The sequence below is a fragment of the Enterococcus faecium genome (assembly GCF_029023785.1).
GTDB classification, from domain to species: Bacteria; Bacillota; Bacilli; order Lactobacillales; family Enterococcaceae; genus Enterococcus_B; species Enterococcus_B faecium.
The window spans coordinates 123,468-142,157 of the sequence record NZ_CP118955.1 but is presented as its reverse complement, the minus strand read 5'-3'; the positions used below and the strand labels follow the sequence as shown (position 1 = coordinate 142,157).

Below are 18,690 nucleotides of genomic sequence, written 5' to 3'. Positions count from 1 at the left end.
TTGCTTTCTTTTGAACTATTTACACTTTTCGGCGTCGGGCAAACTCAACGAAACGGAATTTATCTAATCGGTGAACCGACTCAGAATACTCGAAACAGCGGGTATCTTCCAGATGAACGAGGCTTCTGACTACTACTGCATAAGTGTCATCGTGAAGATCCATCGCTGTTTTCATGATTTCCGTTACTTCTTCTACTGTGATCTCCTTTTGCGCGTAAGCAATCGTCAAAGAAAGCTCATTTTCAAAATATTCATAGATCGATCCTTGTGCTTGTGCTGGAGTTAAAATAGGAACGATTTCCTTTAATAGATAATCGGTGTCTAATATAACTACTTCGCCATTGATTTTTCTTTCGCGTATCAAATGCCAAACAGGCGCACCGATCTCCCAGCCAGTGATCTCGTTCAATGCTTTTGTCACTTCTGTTTCTTCTAACGTATGGATGATCGTTTCACTTGGAATACGTTGGGTCTCCTGTAGCTCTTTATAGCTAGTCAATCCAGAAATAGGAAAGTCGAAGCGATTCCGATCCAGTACGATCGAACCTTTTCCTTGTTTTTTTTGAATATAACCTTCCGTAGTCAAAAGATTCAGCGCTTTTCTAATTGTTTCTCGTGAAACACCATAAATTTTGATCAATTGGTTCTCACTGGGTAAAAGCGAATGCGGAGGATATTCTTTCGCTAAAATTTTCTGTTCCAAATCTAAAAAAATTTCATTGAACTTATTCATGTTTTTTCCCTCACTCGTTCTTCCATCATTTCTTCACTATACTACAGCTCTTTTTGTATTTCAATGTTCCTATTTTTAAGAAAAGCTTATTTTAAGCTTTTTAAAACGATATCATTTTCTCTCGTACTTTTTAATAAAACGCTTGCAATTCTCTCCGAAAAAAAGTATAGTAAATGAAGAAACAACTTGCATAGACAAGTTAAGAGAAAGGGGTTTATTGATATGGCAAAATATCAAGCAGATGCCGAGAAGCTGTTACATGATATCGGCGGAAAAGAAAATATTGCTGCAGTTAGTCATTGTGCGACTCGTATGCGTTTTGTCCTGAATGATCCAGGAAAAGCGGACGAAAAAGCGATCGAAGATATACCTAGCGTAAAAGGGATGTTCACGAATGCAGGACAGTTCCAAGTCATCATAGGAAACGATGTTTCTACTTTTTATAACGACTTCGTTGCAGTATCTGGAGTTGAAGGGGTTTCCAAAGAACAAGGAAAAGCAGCTGCAAAACAAAACCTTCATCCCGTTCAACGTGCTATTGCCGTTTTAGCAGAAATCTTTACACCACTGATTCCTGCAATCATTGTCGGTGGATTGATCCTTGGATTCAGAAATGTACTTGAAGGTATCCAGTTTGAAAGTCTTGGTGGAACAATCGTTGAACACTCGAAGTTTTGGAATGGTGTCAATGCCTTTTTGTGGTTACCGGGTGAAGCAATTTTCCATTTTCTTCCAGTAGGTATCACTTGGAGTATTGCAAAAAAGATGGGTACTACACAAATATTAGGAATCGTTTTAGGAATTACGTTAGTTTCTCCGCAATTATTAAATGCTTATAGTGTAGCTTCCACAGCCGCAGCAGATATTCCATTTTGGGATTTTGGTTTTGCTCAAGTCCAGATGATTGGTTATCAAGCGCAAGTTATTCCAGCCATGCTGGCAGGGTTTATGTTAGCGTATCTAGAAATCTTCTTCCGCAAATATATCCCTCAGTCGATCTCGATGATTTTTGTTCCATTGTTTTCATTGTTACCAACTGTTTTAGCTGCACACGTTATTTTAGGTCCTATCGGCTGGACAGTCGGAAGCTGGATCTCAAATATCGTAAATACTGGATTGACGTCTTCTATCAGCTGGTTGTTTAGTGCCGTATTCGGATTCCTGTATGCTCCTTTAGTGATTACTGGTCTCCACCATATGACCAATGCCATCGATATGCAGCTGATTGCAGATTTCGGATCAACGAATTTATGGCCGATGATTGCTTTATCAAATATCGCCCAAGGCTCTGCAGTCTTAGCCATCATCTTCTTACATCGTGGGAATAAAAAAGAAGAACAAATCTCGATTCCAGCAATGATTTCTTGTTACTTAGGCGTAACTGAACCTGCTATGTTCGGAATCAATTTGAAATACGTCTATCCTTTCGTCGCTGCAATGGTCGGCTCTGGATTAGCTGGCATGTTTGCTAACTTGATGGGTGTTCGAGCTAACGCGATCGGAGTAGGCGGTTTGCCAGGAATACTAGCTATCCAAGCAGAAACATGGGTACCTTTCATCATCGCAATGATCATTGCTGTCATCATTCCATTTGGCTTGACGATCATCTTTAGACGTCAGGGAATTTTGAATAAGATTGATCCTGCTGTTCCTGAAAATGCTGCTGATGTACAACTTCAAACAGCAAATGGCGCAACAGCAACGCCACAGTCTTTCGAACCTGTTTCAGCAACTGGTACGGCAGTTGCAACAAAAGAAACATTATTCGCAGTCGCTGCAGGGACCATCAAGGAAATAACTGAAGTAAATGACCCAGTTTTCTCACAAAAAATGATGGGTGACGGTTATGCTGTCGAACCGTCAAACGGCAAAGTCTATGCACCAGTAAACGGTAAAGTGACGAGTGTCTTTGAAACAAAACATGCCATTGGTATTCTTTCTAATGAGGGGCTGGAAGTACTTGTTCACATGGGATTAGATACTGTTGAACTAAAGGGTGTTCCTTTCAATGTATTCGTGAAAGAAGGATACCTTGTCACACCAGAGACCCTGATTGCTGAAATGGATTTGCCAGAAATAGAACAAGCTGGCAAGAAAACTGACATTATTGTTGCTTTGACCAATAATGAAAAAGTTGCAGGACTTTCTCTTGACCAATCAGGACTTGTTCGCCCGGGCGAAGCAGTCGGTAAAGCTGAAGTAAAATCTTAGTCAGAGTAGATAAGTAATCTTTTCAATAAAAAAAACGGGCTATCATGGATTTTCAATCGAAAATCAGATAGTCCGCTTTTTTGTTTAAATGAATGTTTTCAGTGCCTGATTGACAGCACCAATCGGAAATCCTACGATACTGTAATAATCTCCAGAAATTTCTTTGACGAATACACTCGCAGCATTTTGGATGCCGTATGCCCCTGCCTTATCCGCATAATCCCCCGTCTCCAAGTAGCGTTTGATCTCTTCGTCTGTCAAAGGATAAAAAGTGACATGTGCTTCTGCTAGTATCCGTTCTTCTCGTTCCTTTGTTTTTAAAACAACAGCTGTATATACAGTATGTGTTTCCCCGCTTAGTTTTTTCAGCATGAATTCAGCCTCAGCCAGATCTTCTGGTTTACCCATGATCTCTTGATTGAGAACAACAGTCGTGTCACTGGCAATCACTAAATGGTCTTCTTTTTCATCTTGTTCCCAGACAGTTCGTGCTTTTTCTTCAGCCATTCTACGAACATAATCGACGGGCTGTTCGTCTGGAAATGGCGTTTCATCGATATCAGCAGGTTCAATCTCGAATTCTGAAACGATATGAGCCAATAACTCTTTTCTTCTTGGTGATTGGGATGCTAATACAATCTTCATGTTTTCCCTCTTCTCTTTGACTTAATGCGGGTCTTGGATTCGTTTGAACATCCTTTCCATATCCGAATTGGTAAAGTGAATCAATACTGGACGGCCATGGGGACAATTGAAAGGATTTTCGCATCGTGCCAGATCCTTCAGCAGCACACGTGCTTGTGCTTCATTCAAATAATGGTTGGCTTTAATCGATCGTTTGCAACTCATCATGATTGCTGTTGCTTCACGGAATTTTTTTACACTCACACTTCCAGTTGTCAGCAGCATATCGATCATCTCCCGAATAATCGATTCTTCTTCTCCATTGGGATACCAAGTAGGATGGGCCCGTACAATAAAGCTGTTTTGACCAAATTCTTCTAAATAAATCCCTGCATCTTCTAGCAAGTGTTTTTGCTCTTTTAATTTCAAAGCATCACTGTTTGGATAGTCTAACACAAATGGAACAAGCAATTCTTGCAGATCATCAGATACTTCCCCAATTTTTTCCCGGAAATATTCATACTTAATGCGCTCTTGGGCAGCATGCTGATCAATGATGTACAACCCATCGCTACTTTGGGCAAAAAGATACGTTCCGTGCATCTGTCCAAAATATTCCAACTGAGGAAAACGTTGTACTGGTTTTTCCGTTTCTAATTTCTTGATGGCTTGTTCTAATGTTTTGTCGTTTCCTTGAGTGAAATCAAATTCAGGATGGAGTGTCAATTCTTCCTCGTAAATCTTTTCATCCTCTTCTACGGATTTATCTGCTTGTTCTTCATTTGTTTTCTCCATGTTATCCACAATGGGAAATTCTTTCTTTTCAGATTTTTCCACTGTTTTTTCTACAAAGTTATCAACATTTTCACCAAACTTATCCACCGTTTTCGCTGTTTTTTCTGGATAAGTGGTGTTTTCTTCAGAAAAACCAGAATAGTTTTCAACATTTTCCACAGACTTATCAACAATTCTGTCAACAAATGTGTTCTTTGGTTCTTCTACGAAAAAGGTACCTGTCTCTCGATCAAAATTCAAACTACTTGGCTTTTTAGGTTTTTCTTCTTCAAAAGCGTAGGACAAATCGATTTCGATTTGTTCTGTTTTAGGCTGATCAGGTACTTTTTTCTTAAACCGTAGATTATCCGCTGCACTTGGAATCAGATTTTCTTGAGACAATGCTTTTTGAATGGCGTTACTAATTAGCTCTGTTAGTTCTTTTTCCTTCGACAGCCGGACTTCCTGCTTCGTCGGATGAACATTTACATCTACTAAAAGCGGGTCCATTTTGATTTCCAATACAGCAATAGGGAAACGACCGACCATTAATTTTGACCCATAACCTGCAACGATTGCTTTATTCAAGGAAAAGTTCTTGATAAAACGTCCATTGATGATCGTCGATAAGTAATTCCTACTGGCACGAGTCACCTCAGGCAATGAAACATAGCCAAATAACTCAAAATCTAGATCTTTTCCTTCGATTTTCAGCATTTTTTTTGCGGTAGATAATCCGTAGATTCCCGCAATTGTTTGTTTCAGATCGCCATTTCCAGCAGTTGCCAGCATTTTGTTTCCATCATGTACTAAACGAAAAGCAATCGATGGATGACTCAATGCCAGTCGATTGACGATGTCCCCGATGTTCGCTAATTCTGTGTGCAGTGTTTTCACGTATTTCAAGCGGGCTGGCGTATTGAAAAACAGATTGCTGACGGTAATCTTCGTTCCTTGACGCAGTGGTGCTGGTCGATGCTCAATAACTTCTCCGCCTTTCAGCGACAGATAGGTGCCTTGTTTTTCTTCCTGATTCGCCGTTTCCAGAGTCATTTCAGAAACAGAGGCAATACTTGGCAAAGCTTCCCCTCGAAAGCCCAGCGTTCGTATGCGAAAAAGATCGTCGCGATTATGGATCTTACTTGTCGCATGCCGCTTGAAGGCATTCTCTACGTCGTCTGCCAAAATGCCTTCTCCGTTATCAATCACTTGGATCGTCCGCAGTCCCGCTTCTTCAACTAAGATATCAATCTGAGTACTGCCGGCGTCAATTGCATTTTCCACTAATTCTTTCACAACGGAAGCTGGTCGCTCCACTACTTCTCCCGCAGCGATCTGATTAGCTAAACGTTCAGATAATTCTTGGATTTTGGCCATCGATATCCGCCTTCTTCCTACAGTTGTTTTTGTAATTCATATAATGTGTTTAGTGCATCCATTGGCGTCATTTCTAGTAAATTTATTTGCTTCAGTGATTCAATGACTTCTGTTTCATTTTCGGATAATTCACTGAATAAAGAAAGCTGTTGGTTTTCTTCTTTTACACGGTCTTGTATATGGTCTTGATTTACTTTTTCTGCAGGTGGTTTTATTTGCTCCTGTTTGGCTGTTTTAGTTTTCTCTTCTACTTCAGCTGGAACAGTATGGTGTCCGTTATCGCCATTTTCTAGCGTATGCAGGATATCTGCTGCTCGTTCTAGTAGATTGGAAGGCAATCCTGCGATCTTTGCCACATGTATGCCGTAGCTTTTATCCGCAGGTCCATCCATCATTTTATGCAAGAAGACAACTTCTCCGTCTTTTTCAACGGCTCCAACATGGACATTTTTAAGCTGCGGAAGTTCTTTCTCAAGTACCGTCAGTTCATGATAATGAGTAGAAAAGAGTGTTTTTGCTTGTACATGACGATGGATATATTCGATGATTGCTTGGGCCAACGCCATTCCGTCATAGGTTGCTGTTCCTCGCCCTAGTTCGTCAAACAAAATCAAACTGTTTGGCGTAGCATAACGCAGGGCTTGATTGGCTTCCATCATCTCTACCATAAAAGTACTTTGTCCAGCAATTAAGTCGTCACTTGCACCAATTCGGGTAAAAATCCGATCAAAAATAGGTAAAACTGCTTGTTTTGCCGGAACGAAACAGCCCATTTGCGCCATCAGAACAGTTAATGCCAACTGTCGCATATACGTACTTTTACCAGACATATTCGGTCCTGTAATCAGCAAGATCATTTCGTCTTCTGCCATTTCTACGCTGTTAGGGATATATTCCTGATGTCCTAATACTTTTTCTACTACAGGATGTCGTCCGTCTTTGATCAGAAGCTGATGCTTGTCACTGACAAGTTCTGGCCGAACATACTGATAGCGTTCGCTGATCGTTGCAAAACTTTGTAGCACATCTACTGCACTGATTGCTTTTGCAAGTACTTGTAGCGGCTGGATAGCCTTTTTGACTTCTTCTCTCACAGCTAAAAACAACTGATATTCTAAATCAACAGATTTTTCTTCTGCTTCGAGGATTTGTGTCTCCAATTCTTTTAGTTCTGGTGTGATGAAACGCTCTGCATTTGCTAAAGTTTGTTTTCGTTCATACTTCTCCAGTTCTGCATTTCCAAGATTTGCTTTTGTGATTTCTATATAATAACCGAAAACGCGGTTAAATCCGATTTTTAAGTTTTTGATTCCTGTTTCTTGACGCTCTTTTGCTTCAAGTTCTGCCAACCATTTCTTTCCGTTTCTCATAGCAGAACGGTACATATCGAGCTGCTCATTGAATCCATCTTTGATGATGTTTCCTTCCGTTATTTGTAACGGCGGATCATCTTGGATAGCTTGGTCGATCAATTGGACGAGATGGTCCATCGGCTGCATTTCTGAAAGCAGACTTTGCCATTGACCTTGATCGATTCCTTCAATCAACCCTCTGATCATTGGCACTTGTTCTAAAGAATTTTTCAGCTGGATCAAGTCTCGCCCATTGACATTACCGAAAGCTACTCGACCTGCTAGGCGTTCCAGATCATAGACTTTCGTTAATGCTGACTGCAAATCGATACGTTCAAAATAGCTGTCTAACAAAGAAGCGACCATTTCTTGTCTTGCTTTAATTTGTTTTGCCTGGATAAGCGGACGGTCTAGCCATTGTTTTAGTAAACGGCCACCCATTGCTGTTTTTGTTTCATCTAACAACCATAGAAGAGTGCCGTGCTTTTTCCCAGTCCGAATAGATTGGCTTAATTCTAGGTTGAATTTTGAATAATAATCCATTTTCAAAAAATGATCTGGTTGGTATTCTACTGCTTTTTGGATATGAGCTAAACTCCGCTTTTGTGTCACCGATAAATAAGTCAATAGTTTGCCGGTTGCTTCTTTTTTCAGCGGATCGACTAGTTCGCTTGTCAAAAAGCTAAATTCCGCGTTTTCTTCCATCTCATTTTGTTGAGAAAAGACTAGCCCTAAACGCCCGCTTAGCTGTTCACGAAGGGTATCAGTGATCTCACTGCCTAATACGAGTTCTTTTGTCTGCAATGCAGAGGCTTCATTTAAAACAGCTTCTTCATCATGCAACCGAGCCGTCTTCAATTCTCCCGTACTTAAATCGGCATAAGCAAAGCCAAATTCATTTCCTTGACTAACTACAGCTGTTAAAAAATTGTTGTCTTTTGCCGACAATCCTTTGCTGTCCATGACTGTACCAGGAGTGACTAGCTGGATCACTTCGCGCTTGACCATCCCTTTAGTCGTCTTTGGATCTTCTACCTGCTCGCAAATCGCTACTTTATAGCCTTTTTCAATCAAGGCATCGATATATCCTTGTGCTGCATGGTGAGGTACACCGCACATAGGAATAGGTTCTTCTGCATTTCGATTTCTGCTCGTCAACGTTAATTCCAAAAGCTGTGACGCTTTGATCGCATCTTCGTAAAATAGTTCATAAAAGTCTCCTAAACGATAGAACAAAAAAGCATCTTGGTATTGGGCCTTGATGCTTAGATATTGTTCCATCATAGGAGTATTTTTAGTTTTTTGAGGCATGTTTTTCCTCCTCTATTTGTCCATTGATTTCTTCTTGTATCATAGTTGTTAAATGATGAAGCAGATCATCTGCTTCCAACAGCTGTTTTCTATAAGCTACAACAAGCGGATGCTGATCAAATTCTTGCATGAATTGATCCGCTTGTTTGATTGCTTCTTGTTCTGCTGCTGGTTTGTCATAGTGGGCAAAATGAACAGCATCTTTTTGCGCTTGTTTGATTTTTTCTCTCAACTCAGCTAAATACTGGTTTTGCTGGATCTTTTCTTCAAGTTCTTTGTAGCGAATGATCGTTTCATTCTCTCTTAAAAGTTTTGTCAGTTTCCTTACTTCTTTTTGAATTTCCGGCTCCTGCTGCAAAAAACTGCCTCTCTTTCTACTCCATGAACGGTCGATCATCGTTGATCTGAATCAGCTGGATTTCTTTTGCATGACCTGTCGTATCATCCAATTCCAAGATACAGCCGCTTAAAATCGATCGGCCTTGTTCCACAACTTCAAAACGTTTTGGTAATGCGGTCAGAAACTTTTCGATTACAGGTTCTCTGCGCATACCCAAAATACCATCATAGGGACCTGTCATCCCAACGTCTGTCAGATACGCTGTTCCTCTTGGCAAAATTCGCGCATCATTTGTCTGAACGTGTGTATGTGTACCGACCACTGCTGAAACTTTCCCATCTAAAAACCAGCCCATTGCTTGTTTTTCACTTGTTGTTTCTCCATGAAAATCTACAAAAATGATCGGCGTACGTTTTCTGGCTTCTTCTACCAGCTCATTCATTTTACGAAAAGGATCATCCAAGTCCACCATAAAAGAACGAGCCTGCATGTTGATCACTGCCAGTTCGACTTGGTTCACTTTGACAAAGACCATCCCTTGTCCAGGCGTCCCTTCCGGAAAATTTGCCGGACGAACCATCTTTTTAGCTTCATTTACAAACTCAAAGATTCCGCGGTTGTCCCACGTATGATTCCCCATCGTCACGACATCTACGCCGTCTTGCAAAAATTTTTTATAGATTTTTTCTGTGATTCCACGTCCAGAAGCGGCATTCTCACCATTTACAATCGTTACTTGCGGACGGTACTTCTTCTTCAATCTAGGAAGATATTCAGTAATCATCTCTCGTCCCATTGAACCTACTACATCACCAATAAACAATACCCGCACACTAAATTCCTCTTCTCTTTTAACATCACTCTATATTATAGTTGTTTTCAATAAGAAAGAAAAGGTCAAACAAAAGGAACTCTTTCCTGGTATTTCTTAGTTTTGAAAAATAAAATAAAAAAATGGGACTATGACAAACATCTTGTCACAGTCCCATTTCCCGAATAAACGTTGTTTCATCTACTTCTTCAGAAATAAGCCGTAATTTTACAAAAATTTGAGAAGCAATTTTCGTAAATCCCTTCTTATTTCTTGAAACTGACCACTTCTGTCACGACCTCTTCCTTAAACGGTGTTCAAAAGCTTGCATCTGCGGTAATAAGCCCAGAAAAACGAAAAATAGGAGGAGCTATTTTTGTTTGGCTGGGCTTATTACTTGATGCAGAACAGCTTTTTCACAACCTCTTTTAAATCACGCTTAACTCTTTCAATGCCTTCCAAATTCCATCCTGATCGTTTGTATCAGTGACCATCTTAGCTTCTGCTTGTACTTCTGGCACAGCATTCCCCATAGCTATCCCAATTCCTGACATGCGCAACATTTCACGGTCGTTTTGTCCATCGCCAAAGCTGATGATGTCTTCATGAGGGATGCCTACTTGTTCTGCTAAGTGCAGAATTGTCGCTGCTTTAGAACCATTTTTAGGTACGACATCTACACTGTTCTCATGCCAGCGGACAAATCGAATTTTATCATATGAAGAGAACTTCCCATCATATGTTTGATCGAAAAATGCTAACGCTTGGTATATTTCTTGTTCCTCTGCAAAAAACTGATCTAATTCAGGCAAGACAGCACCGAAAGAATGCATCGCTTCTTCCATCACCGTTACATCATTGGAAGAAGAACGCTTGATATTGTCTAAGCTGACAAAAGCTGTATCGATCTGCTCATGATGCGCTTCTTGAACGAACGCATCCAACTGGTCGCGATCTAGTAAATTCTTATATACTTGTTCATGGTCTAAAAAACCGGCCGCTCCATTACATAAAATGTAGTTCGTAAAATCAAGATCGCGAATGATCTCTTGCGCATGAAATCGGCTCCGCCCTGTAGCAATCGTGACCAGATGACCGGCTTTGCGTAATTTTTCCAATGCTTCTCTCGTGCTATCTAAAGCTTGTTTGTTTGAATCTAACAACGTTCCATCAATATCAAAAGCAAATAATTTGCGTCTCATCTCTTGTCGTCTCGCTTTCTTATAAATACTTACTTACCTCTCGAACAGCTAACTTACTCAAATCTGTTGTCAGCTGTCTTTTTACCCAATCGGCATCGGTCTTACTGTAATCGCGTAATGCCCAACCAATTGCTTTTTGGATAAAGAATTCCTTTGTTTGACGATCTTCGTCTATTGCTCGGATCAATAGTCCTGTGTCTGTTTGCTGTTTATAACCTAATTGCAACGTGATTGCTATTCGACGTAGCCAAAAATCTTCCTTTTTTTCAAACAATTGAAAGACTTCTTCACGCTGCTCTGGGTAGGCTTTACACCATGTGCTGTATACTTTTCTCCAAGAGTCGATGCTGTCCCACCATTCTTTTTTCTGAACTAGTGGCAACAATACGACTAAGTCTTCAAATGTAAGCCGTTTGATGTTTTTCTGGACTAAATCGATCGCTACATACTGATACTCTCTTTCGATTTGTTCATAATAATAATAAACAAAAGCTAAAACTTCAGAAATAGATAAATTTTTGCTCTCATCCAGTAACGGTTGTTGTAAAAGAGCGCGTTCCGGCTTAGGTACTCCAGCAAAGGAAAAAAGATTTTTCATGTACTTTTCCATTTGTAACGCTTTTTCCTCATTTTTTGGAAAAACTAAAACTTCCATGGCACTTCCCCTTTAATGAACGACTTTTTAGTCCACATAGGATGATTTTGACTGATTCAGCCAAGCATATCCCAGTCCCATTACTAAACCGCCACCAATATAATTTCCTGCCAAAGCAAAAAACAAATTATGTAACACATTGCTGACTGTCATTCCATCCGTCTGTCCTTGAGAAGCAAAGTAAGCAAGCGTAAAGGCAGGAAAATTCGCTATCACGTGTTCATATCCTAAAAAAGCAAAAATGAAAATGATGAATACGACTGTGATCACTTTCCCGGCATCCTCTTTCATCCGCATGCTGATCAGTACAGCGGTATTGACAACGATATTCGCAAACATCCCTTCCACCAAAATCGTTGCTGCAGGTTTTGCTAGTTTTACTGCTATTGATTCTAACATAAAGTTGTCCAACGTTAAATCTTGAAATGGCGTAGTCATAGAAATAAGAAATCCACATAATATACCGCCAATCATATTGAAAAAAATACAGGCAAATAGAATCTTGGCTGCCTTACTTAAAGCAAGTCTCTGCCGAAAAACACCCACGGTCATATAAAGCATATTCGATGTTCCTAATTCAGCGTTCATGTATAGAATCATGACCAGACCCCAGCTGAACATAAATGCGTATAAAATCTTTCCTAGACCATGCGCGATATCTTCCCCCTTCATCGCGATTGCAAATGCCACAGCCGTTCCTAAAGTCAAAAACAAACAGGCGAGAACCGCTCGAACAGCGTAACGTGAAAAGCTGTTTTCAAAAAGATTCGCCTTCTTTTCAATTGAAGCATCGATTTTCTCAAATAATGGTGATACCGGATTCATTGATTTTCTCCTTAAACTTCCTTCGCTTTTTTCCATTTGCACATACCCTCTCATTTTATAAAGACAGCCTAGGTTTGTAAAGCGTTTTTATGTACTAATTATCTTGACATTCGTGGATGATCTATCATATACTGTAGTTTGTGTAAAATAATGCAGCAGAAAAATAATAACTCATCCCTAGTTTGTTGCCCCGTCTCGGGTTCGATTGTGTAACCGCGGCTGCAAAGGTGAAGATTGAAGAACAAACTATATGATTATGAATTTTTCAACGGATTATTTTACTCCAAAAACTTATATTCATTGGAGGAAATTTTAATGTCTCGTTATACAGGACCATCATGGAAAATTTCTCGTCGCTTAGGCATCTCATTGTCAGGCACAGGAAAAGAATTAGCACGTCGCCCTTACGCACCAGGTCAACATGGACCTAACAGCCGTGGCAAACAATCAGAATACGGCATGCAATTAACTGAAAAACAAAAACTTCGTCACATGTACGGAATGAACGAACGTCAATTCCGTAACTTGTTCGTAAAAGCTAGCAAAATCAAAGAAGGTAAACATGGTGTTAACTTCATGATCTTACTAGAACAACGTTTAGACAATGTTGTTTACCGTTTAGGACTTGCAACGACTCGTCGTCAAGCACGTCAATTAGTTAACCATGGTCACATTTTAGTTGATGGCAAACGCGTTGATATCCCTTCATACCACGTAGAAGTGGGTCAAGTGATCTCAGTTCGTGAAAAATCACAAAACATCGTAACAGTAAAAGAAGCTGTAGAAGCAACTGTTGGACGCCCAGCATTCGTAAGCTTTGACGCTGAAAAATTGGAAGGTTCATTGACTCGTTTACCAGAACGTGACGAACTATATCCAGAAATCGACGAAGCTCTTGTCGTTGAATACTACAACCAAAGCTTATAATTTCAAAAGCTTTCTTGAAAAAGACCGCTATCTATTGGATAGCTGGTCTTTTTTTATATTTTCTATTTACAAAGTAATCACTTTGTTTTACAATTTCGTTAACCAAATAAAAATATTAAGTTAACGAAAAGAGGGCATTATGAACCGAACATTGAAAGAATTAATACTTGCTGCGGAATTTGCCGCGATTATTTCTGTCCTTTCTCAGATGACCATTCCTTTTGGCTTGGTTCCTTTGACGGGGCAAACATTTGCTATTGGATTAACAGCAACTTTTCTCGGAAGAAAACTAGGATTGATATCTGTTGTAGTTTATCTTTTACTTGGCTTGATTGGTCTTCCTGTATTTTCAGGGATGACTGGAGGTATAGCTGTTTTATTTGGGCCAACTGGCGGATATTTGATTGGATTTCTCTTACAAACGTGGATAACTGGTTGGATGATCGAAAGAACGGATGCTCATTACTTATATGCAATCTTTGCCAATCTAATGGGCTCTCTTGCTGCATTGATCTGCGGAACGATCTGGCTGAAAATAAGTGGTGATCTTACTTTTACAACTGCATTTGCCAGTGGACTACTGCCGTTTTTACTGCCGGAAGCAATCAAGGCAACTGGAGCAGCTTATATCGGTATCTTGATGAAAAAACGGCTAAATCGATTTCTTCATACAAATTAATCAAAAAAGCAGCATGGAAGAAGACTCAAAGTCTCTTCCACGCTGCCATATTTTAAATTAAACAGATCTTTATTTTGACAAATCCACTTTTTTACCGATCCAATAAATAATTATCCCACCGACAATCATTGATGCCAATTCTCCTAAAGCAATCACCCACCAATTCAAGAAAAAAGGTAGTTGATATAAAATCGTTAGCTGACCAGCTACTGTAAACATGGAAAAAGCAAATACGCATGCTGTCACAGCCATTTTGATTTTCATGTTTTTGATGCGACTAGTGATTTTATAGTTGATAAGCAATACAAGCAGCGTGCTGACGCTTCCTACTACAACATCTATCAGTCCAAGAGGAGAAGCCATATTAGCCAAAGCTACTCCCGCTGTTACCGCGACGATGTATCTTTTGTTATACAAGGACAGATAGTTGAACATCTCCGAGAGACGAATCTGAATCACTCCAAAGCTAAAGACAGACAAAACCAGCGTCACTGCCACATATAAACCAGTGACTAGCGCCATCCGAGTCACATCTGTCGTTGTCCAGCGTTTGGCTGAACGGGTATTATTTTTTTCCATGTTCTATTTCTCCTTTGCAAGATAATTTTATCTTGGTAATGACTGCGACCAAAGGATGGGAAGAAAATTCCAACTGAAGTGCCGCAGAAGGTAGTGAAAAAGCTGCCCTGCAACAAGTAATAAGAATAGCCAAATAAAAATAGCTCCTTATATTTTTCATTTGGCTGGACTTGTTACCGCAGTTGCAAGCTTTTGAACACCGTTTATATCAAAAGGTCGTGAAAAGCCGCTTAGTTTCGAATATTAACGATTATTAAAAAGAATTTTTTGAACTGGCTGTTCGGCATCGAATGTCGGGAACAGTCATCGACTTTCTTTTATCATCAACCGTTGTTTCTCTCTTTAGTTTTATCATACAGAAGCTTGAAAAAAACACAAGGTTATTTTAACAACCATCCGCCATCGATTGGGATGATCGTTCCTTGTATGTAGCTTGCTTGAGGAGAGGCAAGAAATAACGTCAGCTCAGCTACTTCTTCCGGCTGTGCCCATCGCTTGACTGGTGTTTCATTTGCGACCCACTCAGCCATCTCACCTTTCCCTTCAAAATCAGCCGCATTCATTGGTGTTTGGATGGCTCCTGGAGCAATTCCTTTTACTCGGATACCCTGTCCTGCGTAATCCAGAGCGAGTTGTTTGGTAAATCCGACGATTGCATGTTTCGCACTTGTATAAGCGATCCCACCTCCGCCAGCAACCAAACCCGCAATCGAAGCCATGTTGATGATTGTTCCGCTTTTTCGGCGGATCATATCAGGAAGGATGATTTTTGTCAGCTGATACATGCTTTTCACATTCGTCTCATAAATAAGATCCCACAGCGATTCGTCAGTTTCCATCAATGGTTTGTAGGCATCCAATATCCCCGATGTATTCAGTAAAATCGTAACTTCACCAAAACGATCCTGGCATTTCGATACCGCTTGTTGGAGTTCTTTCATTTGTCGAACATCACCTAGTGCGTAGGCAAAAGTTTCAGGAAATCGCAAAGAGAGTTCTTCCATTTTACCGAACTTTTGATCTAATCCAAATACAAAAGCATCTTGTTCAAGAAACGCTCGGGCTTGCGCAGCACCAATTCCAGAAGCAGCTCCTGTGATAAATACAACCTGTTTAGCTAGATCTGGATACTGGTTTTTCATTCTACGATCGCCCAATCATCTGCTAAAATATCACAAACTGTAGGAGCGAAGCTGGAAAAACCTTCGTCACTTGTTTTGATCAATAAGTAAGGTGTCACTGGACAGCCATCAAATTCATCATCGGATACGAGAACAACATAAAGTTCAAATCCACTCCATCCTTTACGAATAATCTTTGCACCTTTTTTCAATTCTGGTAAAATTTCTTCAAATGTCATCTTTTTTCTCCTTCTTTGTTATTGTTTTAATAGTTTTTTTTTTGAATCATTTCAAATTTTTGAGATAGTTGGATGTAATCAATTAATTTTAGTTCTTCGGTCACAATAAAATAGTCAAGATCCGCCCATGGTTTGCGGTGGACTTTACTTGTCGAAATCAGAAGATCAACTTCTCTCCCCCGATAATCTGTTGGCAGAAAAATCAGCTGATACTCATTACGGAAAAATGTCCGTAATCCCTCCTCTAACAGTTGCTCTTCAAATAATGGGAAATCTGTCATTAAAAGGATCGTGATCTTTGGAAGCTGTGGAGTAAAGGCTCCTAATGTTTTAAACACAGTCAGATACCGACCCATCAAAAACGCATGATTTTTAAATGCCAGATGATTGGGATGTTTGTGTCTACTTTCAAAAAAATGTACGAGCCATTGTTTCAATTCCTTGTTTTCAATAACTAAATGATTAATAAAATCACTACTATTGCCATCAATCGTTTCTTTCGCATTAGGAAAAAGATAGGCGAAAAAATGACTGCTGAATAAATAGTTTTCTGCCTCGAAGGTTAGATTTTCTGCTGGCAGCCCCTGCTCTTCCTGATAAAGAGAAAGAGCGGCTTTTGCTTCTGAAAGGGCTGTAAAGGGCGGTGTTTTTGCTTGTTGATGAAAATCAAAAATTTTCTTCCGTATCTTAGGATCACTATAATATTCTTCACGAGTCATCAGTACAAGAAATAATGCGCCTAACTCGTCTTCTACTTGAAAATAATTAGGAAATACCGGCTCCATGACTTGGCAAAATCGCTGGAACAACAGATTGTCAGAAATCAGCCGTCTTTTTTTCTCATTCAATACAACATAATGCTTCTGTGATTTTCTTAAAAAAAAGGCACCTAGCATGTATTCCAATCGTCTTTTTTTGATCTCGTTCAGACGAACATTAAAAAAAGCCATGATATGTTCTGCCATATTCTTTACGTCCATTTGAGAAATCGTTTCAAATGGCCAGATTTTCCCTCGAAACAACTGCCAGAATGTCATATGCAAGTAAAGTCGAATGATTTCTTCTTCGCCTTGAGCGATATATGTACCTCGTTGCAGCCGAATTCCGTAAGTTTGCAGTTGCTGTTTCCATTCATTGATTTTTCGATGAGCAGTAGATTCACTAATGTAATGCTTTTGCGCAAATTGGTACATTGTATGGAATTCTTCAAAAAAAATGTCGTGCAGCAACTGGAATTTCAGCGTACTTTGCACGAGATAGATCAAAAAACGCTCATGTTCAATTGAATCGAGCGTATCATAAAAGTTATAACCAGAACGGTGATTTTTTGTAAACAAAGGGTGTGTCTTACCGCTAAACTGCTGATAGTTTTTAGACAGCTCGTTCAGGTATTTCGACACGCTGCGGGCATCCAGCTGAACAACTTGCGCTAATTGTGCAGCGGTATGCCAAGCTTGATCCTCAAAACTTTCTAGGAGGAGAATCTTATAATATAGATCTTTATCAAATTGTTTAAGATACTCGGAAGACAAATACACGTCTTTCCCTCCTTTTTTATGCTCGAACGTTTTGGTTATTGTAGCATAAAATAGTGGTTTTCGCATCAAAACAAGCCAGCAAAAGGCTGAAAGAATAACGGCAGCAACAAAACGGTCAATATCCCATTTACGCATATCGCAAGTCCGGAAATGATTCCTTCTATTTCGCCAATCTCGATTGCTTTTGCTGTACCGATAGCATGAGAAGTACTTCCTAACGCCACACCGCGAGCAACTGGACTTTCGATCTTGAATAGGCGGAAAATATGAGTGGCGATCAGCGAACCAAAAATACCTGTAGAGACAACAATAGCAAGTGTCACGGCATTCACCCCGCCCATCGTATGAGATAAATCGACAGAAATAGCCGTCGTTACAGATTTAGGTAGTAATGAGATCACCATCTCTTTATGAAGAGAGAAGAAGTAACCGAACCCTACACTAACCAAGCAATTTGCGACTATTCCTGCTAAAATCGCAGCCATTACAGGATAAAAATTCTCTTTCAGTAAACGGAAGTTTTTATAAAGAGGGATGGCAAGTGCCACTGTCGCAGGAGTAATCAGCATAGTCAAAAAATTGCCCCCGATATTATAGTCTTTATAGCTGATCCCAGAAAAATGCAAAAATAAGATAATAACAACAATCGATAATACGAGAGGATTCAAAACAGGCAGTTTATATTTCCGCAAAAATTTATCAGATAATACATACACTCCTAAAGTCAAACTTAAGCCAAATAGTGGATTCACAAAAAACTCAGTCAATTTGATTTTCCTCCATTTCGTTTACAGATACCCTTCCTGCTTTTTTCTTACGGACATAGCCCAGCAAAGCTTCTACACCTTCTGCCGTTTTTCCCGCTGCAACCATCGTGACGATGGAACACACGACGACTGCTCCCAGTAAAACAGGCCATATCGAAGCAATATCATCAAAATATTCCAATAAACCTACACCAGCAGGAACAAATAAAATAGCTAGATTATTCAATAAAAAATCACCAGTTGCTCCGATTTTTTCAGGATCAACAAGATGCATTTCAAATGCTAAAAATAAAAAAAGAATACCTAAGATACTTCCAGGAATAGGTAAATGAGCAAAAATCCGTATGCCTTCTCCTAATACAGAAAAGAAAATAATAATGAAAAACTCTTGAAAAAATTTCATCAAACAACACTCCTTACGTATAGCTTTCATTTTACTAACAAACCTTTTCTGAAAGTTTCAAAACATGCTGTTTCTAAGATACAATTTTTGAGAAAAAAAACGTTTTTTTTTTGGTATATTTATAGTTAAGCTTGGTGGTTTGTGGAGAACTTTTAAAAAGAGTTGGAGTTTTACTGTTGGTCTGGTTTCTTATAAGTAATGGAATTCATTTTTTTATTCACA

Annotated in this window: 18 protein-coding genes; 3 read left to right on the top strand and 15 right to left on the bottom strand. The window is 39.6% G+C overall.

What is annotated here, in order from left to right:
- Nucleotides 1-19: 19 nt before the first annotated feature.
- Nucleotides 20-733 (bottom strand): trehalose operon repressor, encoded by a 714-nt coding sequence (treR, locus tag PYW34_RS00720; protein ID WP_002294254.1) that lies wholly within the window; start codon nt 731-733, stop codon nt 20-22.
- A gap of 222 nt (nt 734-955) precedes the next feature.
- Here treR and treP point away from each other — a divergent pair, with 222 nt between their 5' ends.
- On the top strand, nt 956-2,944 hold the full coding sequence (gene treP, locus PYW34_RS00715; RefSeq protein ID WP_002297133.1) for a PTS system trehalose-specific EIIBC component: 1,989 nt from the start codon (nt 956-958) through the stop codon (nt 2,942-2,944).
- A gap of 84 nt (nt 2,945-3,028) precedes the next feature.
- Here the strand turns inward: treP and PYW34_RS00710 are convergent, their stop codons facing one another.
- From PYW34_RS00710 to PYW34_RS00675, 8 genes are all read right to left on the bottom strand, one after another.
- Nucleotides 3,029-3,589: a Maf family protein gene (locus tag PYW34_RS00710; RefSeq protein WP_002294256.1), complete on the bottom strand. Its 561-nt coding sequence runs from the start codon at nt 3,587-3,589 to the stop codon at nt 3,029-3,031.
- A gap of 21 nt (nt 3,590-3,610) precedes the next feature.
- Nucleotides 3,611-5,719: a DNA mismatch repair endonuclease MutL gene (gene mutL, locus PYW34_RS00705; RefSeq protein WP_002294257.1), complete on the bottom strand. Its 2,109-nt coding sequence runs from the start codon at nt 5,717-5,719 to the stop codon at nt 3,611-3,613.
- Nucleotides 5,720-5,736: 17 nt separating this feature from the next.
- Nucleotides 5,737-8,382: a DNA mismatch repair protein MutS gene (gene mutS / locus PYW34_RS00700; RefSeq protein ID WP_002294258.1), complete on the bottom strand. Its 2,646-nt coding sequence runs from the start codon at nt 8,380-8,382 to the stop codon at nt 5,737-5,739.
- Nucleotides 8,366-8,779 (bottom strand): YlbF family regulator, encoded by a 414-nt coding sequence (locus PYW34_RS00695; RefSeq protein WP_002297923.1) that lies wholly within the window; start codon nt 8,777-8,779, stop codon nt 8,366-8,368. The genes mutS and PYW34_RS00695 overlap by 17 nt, the downstream gene beginning before the upstream one ends.
- On the bottom strand, nt 8,757-9,554 hold the full coding sequence (locus tag PYW34_RS00690) for a TIGR00282 family metallophosphoesterase (protein ID WP_002297139.1): 798 nt from the start codon (nt 9,552-9,554) through the stop codon (nt 8,757-8,759). Before PYW34_RS00690 ends, PYW34_RS00695 begins: the two co-directional genes overlap by 23 nt.
- Before the next feature lie 407 nt (nt 9,555-9,961).
- Nucleotides 9,962-10,735 (bottom strand): Cof-type HAD-IIB family hydrolase, encoded by a 774-nt coding sequence (locus PYW34_RS00685; RefSeq protein WP_002294261.1) that lies wholly within the window; start codon nt 10,733-10,735, stop codon nt 9,962-9,964.
- Nucleotides 10,736-10,754: 19 nt separating this feature from the next.
- On the bottom strand, nt 10,755-11,390 hold the full coding sequence (locus PYW34_RS00680; RefSeq protein WP_002334438.1) for a DNA alkylation repair protein: 636 nt from the start codon (nt 11,388-11,390) through the stop codon (nt 10,755-10,757).
- A 27-nt stretch (nt 11,391-11,417) separates the two neighbouring features.
- The gene (locus tag PYW34_RS00675) at nt 11,418-12,269 is read right to left on the bottom strand and encodes a formate/nitrite transporter family protein (protein ID WP_016629827.1); all 852 of its coding nucleotides are present in this window, start codon (nt 12,267-12,269) and stop codon (nt 11,418-11,420) included.
- A gap of 261 nt (nt 12,270-12,530) precedes the next feature.
- On the opposite strand from PYW34_RS00675, the gene rpsD reads away from it, so the two are divergent.
- Together rpsD and PYW34_RS00665 are read left to right on the top strand one after the other, a co-directional pair.
- A complete protein-coding gene (rpsD, locus tag PYW34_RS00670) occupies nt 12,531-13,142 on the top strand; it encodes a 30S ribosomal protein S4 (protein WP_002294265.1) in 612 nt (203 codons plus the stop codon).
- 139 nt (nt 13,143-13,281) lie between these two features.
- The gene (locus PYW34_RS00665; RefSeq protein WP_002294267.1) at nt 13,282-13,821 is read left to right on the top strand and encodes a biotin transporter BioY; all 540 of its coding nucleotides are present in this window, start codon (nt 13,282-13,284) and stop codon (nt 13,819-13,821) included.
- Nucleotides 13,822-13,890: 69 nt separating this feature from the next.
- On the opposite strand, the gene PYW34_RS00660 is transcribed toward PYW34_RS00665, so the two are convergent.
- From PYW34_RS00660 to PYW34_RS00635, 6 genes are all read right to left on the bottom strand, one after another.
- A complete protein-coding gene (locus tag PYW34_RS00660) occupies nt 13,891-14,400 on the bottom strand; it encodes a QueT transporter family protein (RefSeq protein WP_002294268.1) in 510 nt (169 codons plus the stop codon).
- 380 nt (nt 14,401-14,780) lie between these two features.
- Nucleotides 14,781-15,542, bottom strand: coding sequence for a 3-oxoacyl-ACP reductase (locus tag PYW34_RS00655; RefSeq protein ID WP_002297929.1), 762 nt, complete (start codon nt 15,540-15,542; stop codon nt 14,781-14,783).
- The gene (locus tag PYW34_RS00650; RefSeq protein WP_002290506.1) at nt 15,539-15,760 is read right to left on the bottom strand and encodes a DUF2829 domain-containing protein; all 222 of its coding nucleotides are present in this window, start codon (nt 15,758-15,760) and stop codon (nt 15,539-15,541) included. The genes PYW34_RS00655 and PYW34_RS00650 overlap by 4 nt, the downstream gene beginning before the upstream one ends.
- A 26-nt stretch (nt 15,761-15,786) precedes the next feature.
- Nucleotides 15,787-17,364: a helix-turn-helix domain-containing protein gene (locus PYW34_RS00645; RefSeq protein WP_002324286.1), complete on the bottom strand. Its 1,578-nt coding sequence runs from the start codon at nt 17,362-17,364 to the stop codon at nt 15,787-15,789.
- On the bottom strand, nt 17,364-18,065 hold the full coding sequence (locus tag PYW34_RS00640) for an LrgB family protein (protein ID WP_002294273.1): 702 nt from the start codon (nt 18,063-18,065) through the stop codon (nt 17,364-17,366). Before PYW34_RS00640 ends, PYW34_RS00645 begins: the two co-directional genes overlap by 1 nt.
- Nucleotides 18,058-18,468, bottom strand: coding sequence for a CidA/LrgA family protein (locus PYW34_RS00635; RefSeq protein WP_002294274.1), 411 nt, complete (start codon nt 18,466-18,468; stop codon nt 18,058-18,060). Before PYW34_RS00635 ends, PYW34_RS00640 begins: the two co-directional genes overlap by 8 nt.
- Nucleotides 18,469-18,690 lie beyond the last annotated feature (222 nt).

Bases quoted from the DNA above. Each gene is read 5' to 3' on its own strand.
- PYW34_RS00655 (WP_002297929.1), bottom strand. From the start codon at position 15,542: ATGAAAAACCAGTATCCAGATCTAGCTAAACAGGTTGTATTTATCACA.
- PYW34_RS00695 (WP_002297923.1), bottom strand. From the start codon at position 8,779: ATGATCGACCGTTCATGGAGTAGAAAGAGAGGCAGTTTTTTGCAGCAG.
- PYW34_RS00685 (WP_002294261.1), bottom strand. From the start codon at position 10,735: ATGAGACGCAAATTATTTGCTTTTGATATTGATGGAACGTTGTTAGAT.
- PYW34_RS00635 (WP_002294274.1), bottom strand. From the start codon at position 18,468: ATGAAATTTTTTCAAGAGTTTTTCATTATTATTTTCTTTTCTGTATTA.
- PYW34_RS00660 (WP_002294268.1), bottom strand. From the start codon at position 14,400: ATGGAAAAAAATAATACCCGTTCAGCCAAACGCTGGACAACGACAGAT.
- PYW34_RS00710 (WP_002294256.1), bottom strand. From the start codon at position 3,589: ATGAAGATTGTATTAGCATCCCAATCACCAAGAAGAAAAGAGTTATTG.
- PYW34_RS00680 (WP_002334438.1), bottom strand. From the start codon at position 11,390: ATGGAAGTTTTAGTTTTTCCAAAAAATGAGGAAAAAGCGTTACAAATG.
- PYW34_RS00665 (WP_002294267.1), top strand. From the start codon at position 13,282: ATGAACCGAACATTGAAAGAATTAATACTTGCTGCGGAATTTGCCGCG.
- treR (WP_002294254.1), bottom strand. From the start codon at position 733: ATGAATAAGTTCAATGAAATTTTTTTAGATTTGGAACAGAAAATTTTA.
- PYW34_RS00645 (WP_002324286.1), bottom strand. From the start codon at position 17,364: ATGCGAAAACCACTATTTTATGCTACAATAACCAAAACGTTCGAGCAT.
- mutS (WP_002294258.1), bottom strand. From the start codon at position 8,382: ATGCCTCAAAAAACTAAAAATACTCCTATGATGGAACAATATCTAAGC.
- mutL (WP_002294257.1), bottom strand. From the start codon at position 5,719: ATGGCCAAAATCCAAGAATTATCTGAACGTTTAGCTAATCAGATCGCT.
- treP (WP_002297133.1), top strand. From the start codon at position 956: ATGGCAAAATATCAAGCAGATGCCGAGAAGCTGTTACATGATATCGGC.
- PYW34_RS00675 (WP_016629827.1), bottom strand. From the start codon at position 12,269: ATGAGAGGGTATGTGCAAATGGAAAAAAGCGAAGGAAGTTTAAGGAGA.
- rpsD (WP_002294265.1), top strand. From the start codon at position 12,531: ATGTCTCGTTATACAGGACCATCATGGAAAATTTCTCGTCGCTTAGGC.
- PYW34_RS00650 (WP_002290506.1), bottom strand. From the start codon at position 15,760: ATGACATTTGAAGAAATTTTACCAGAATTGAAAAAAGGTGCAAAGATT.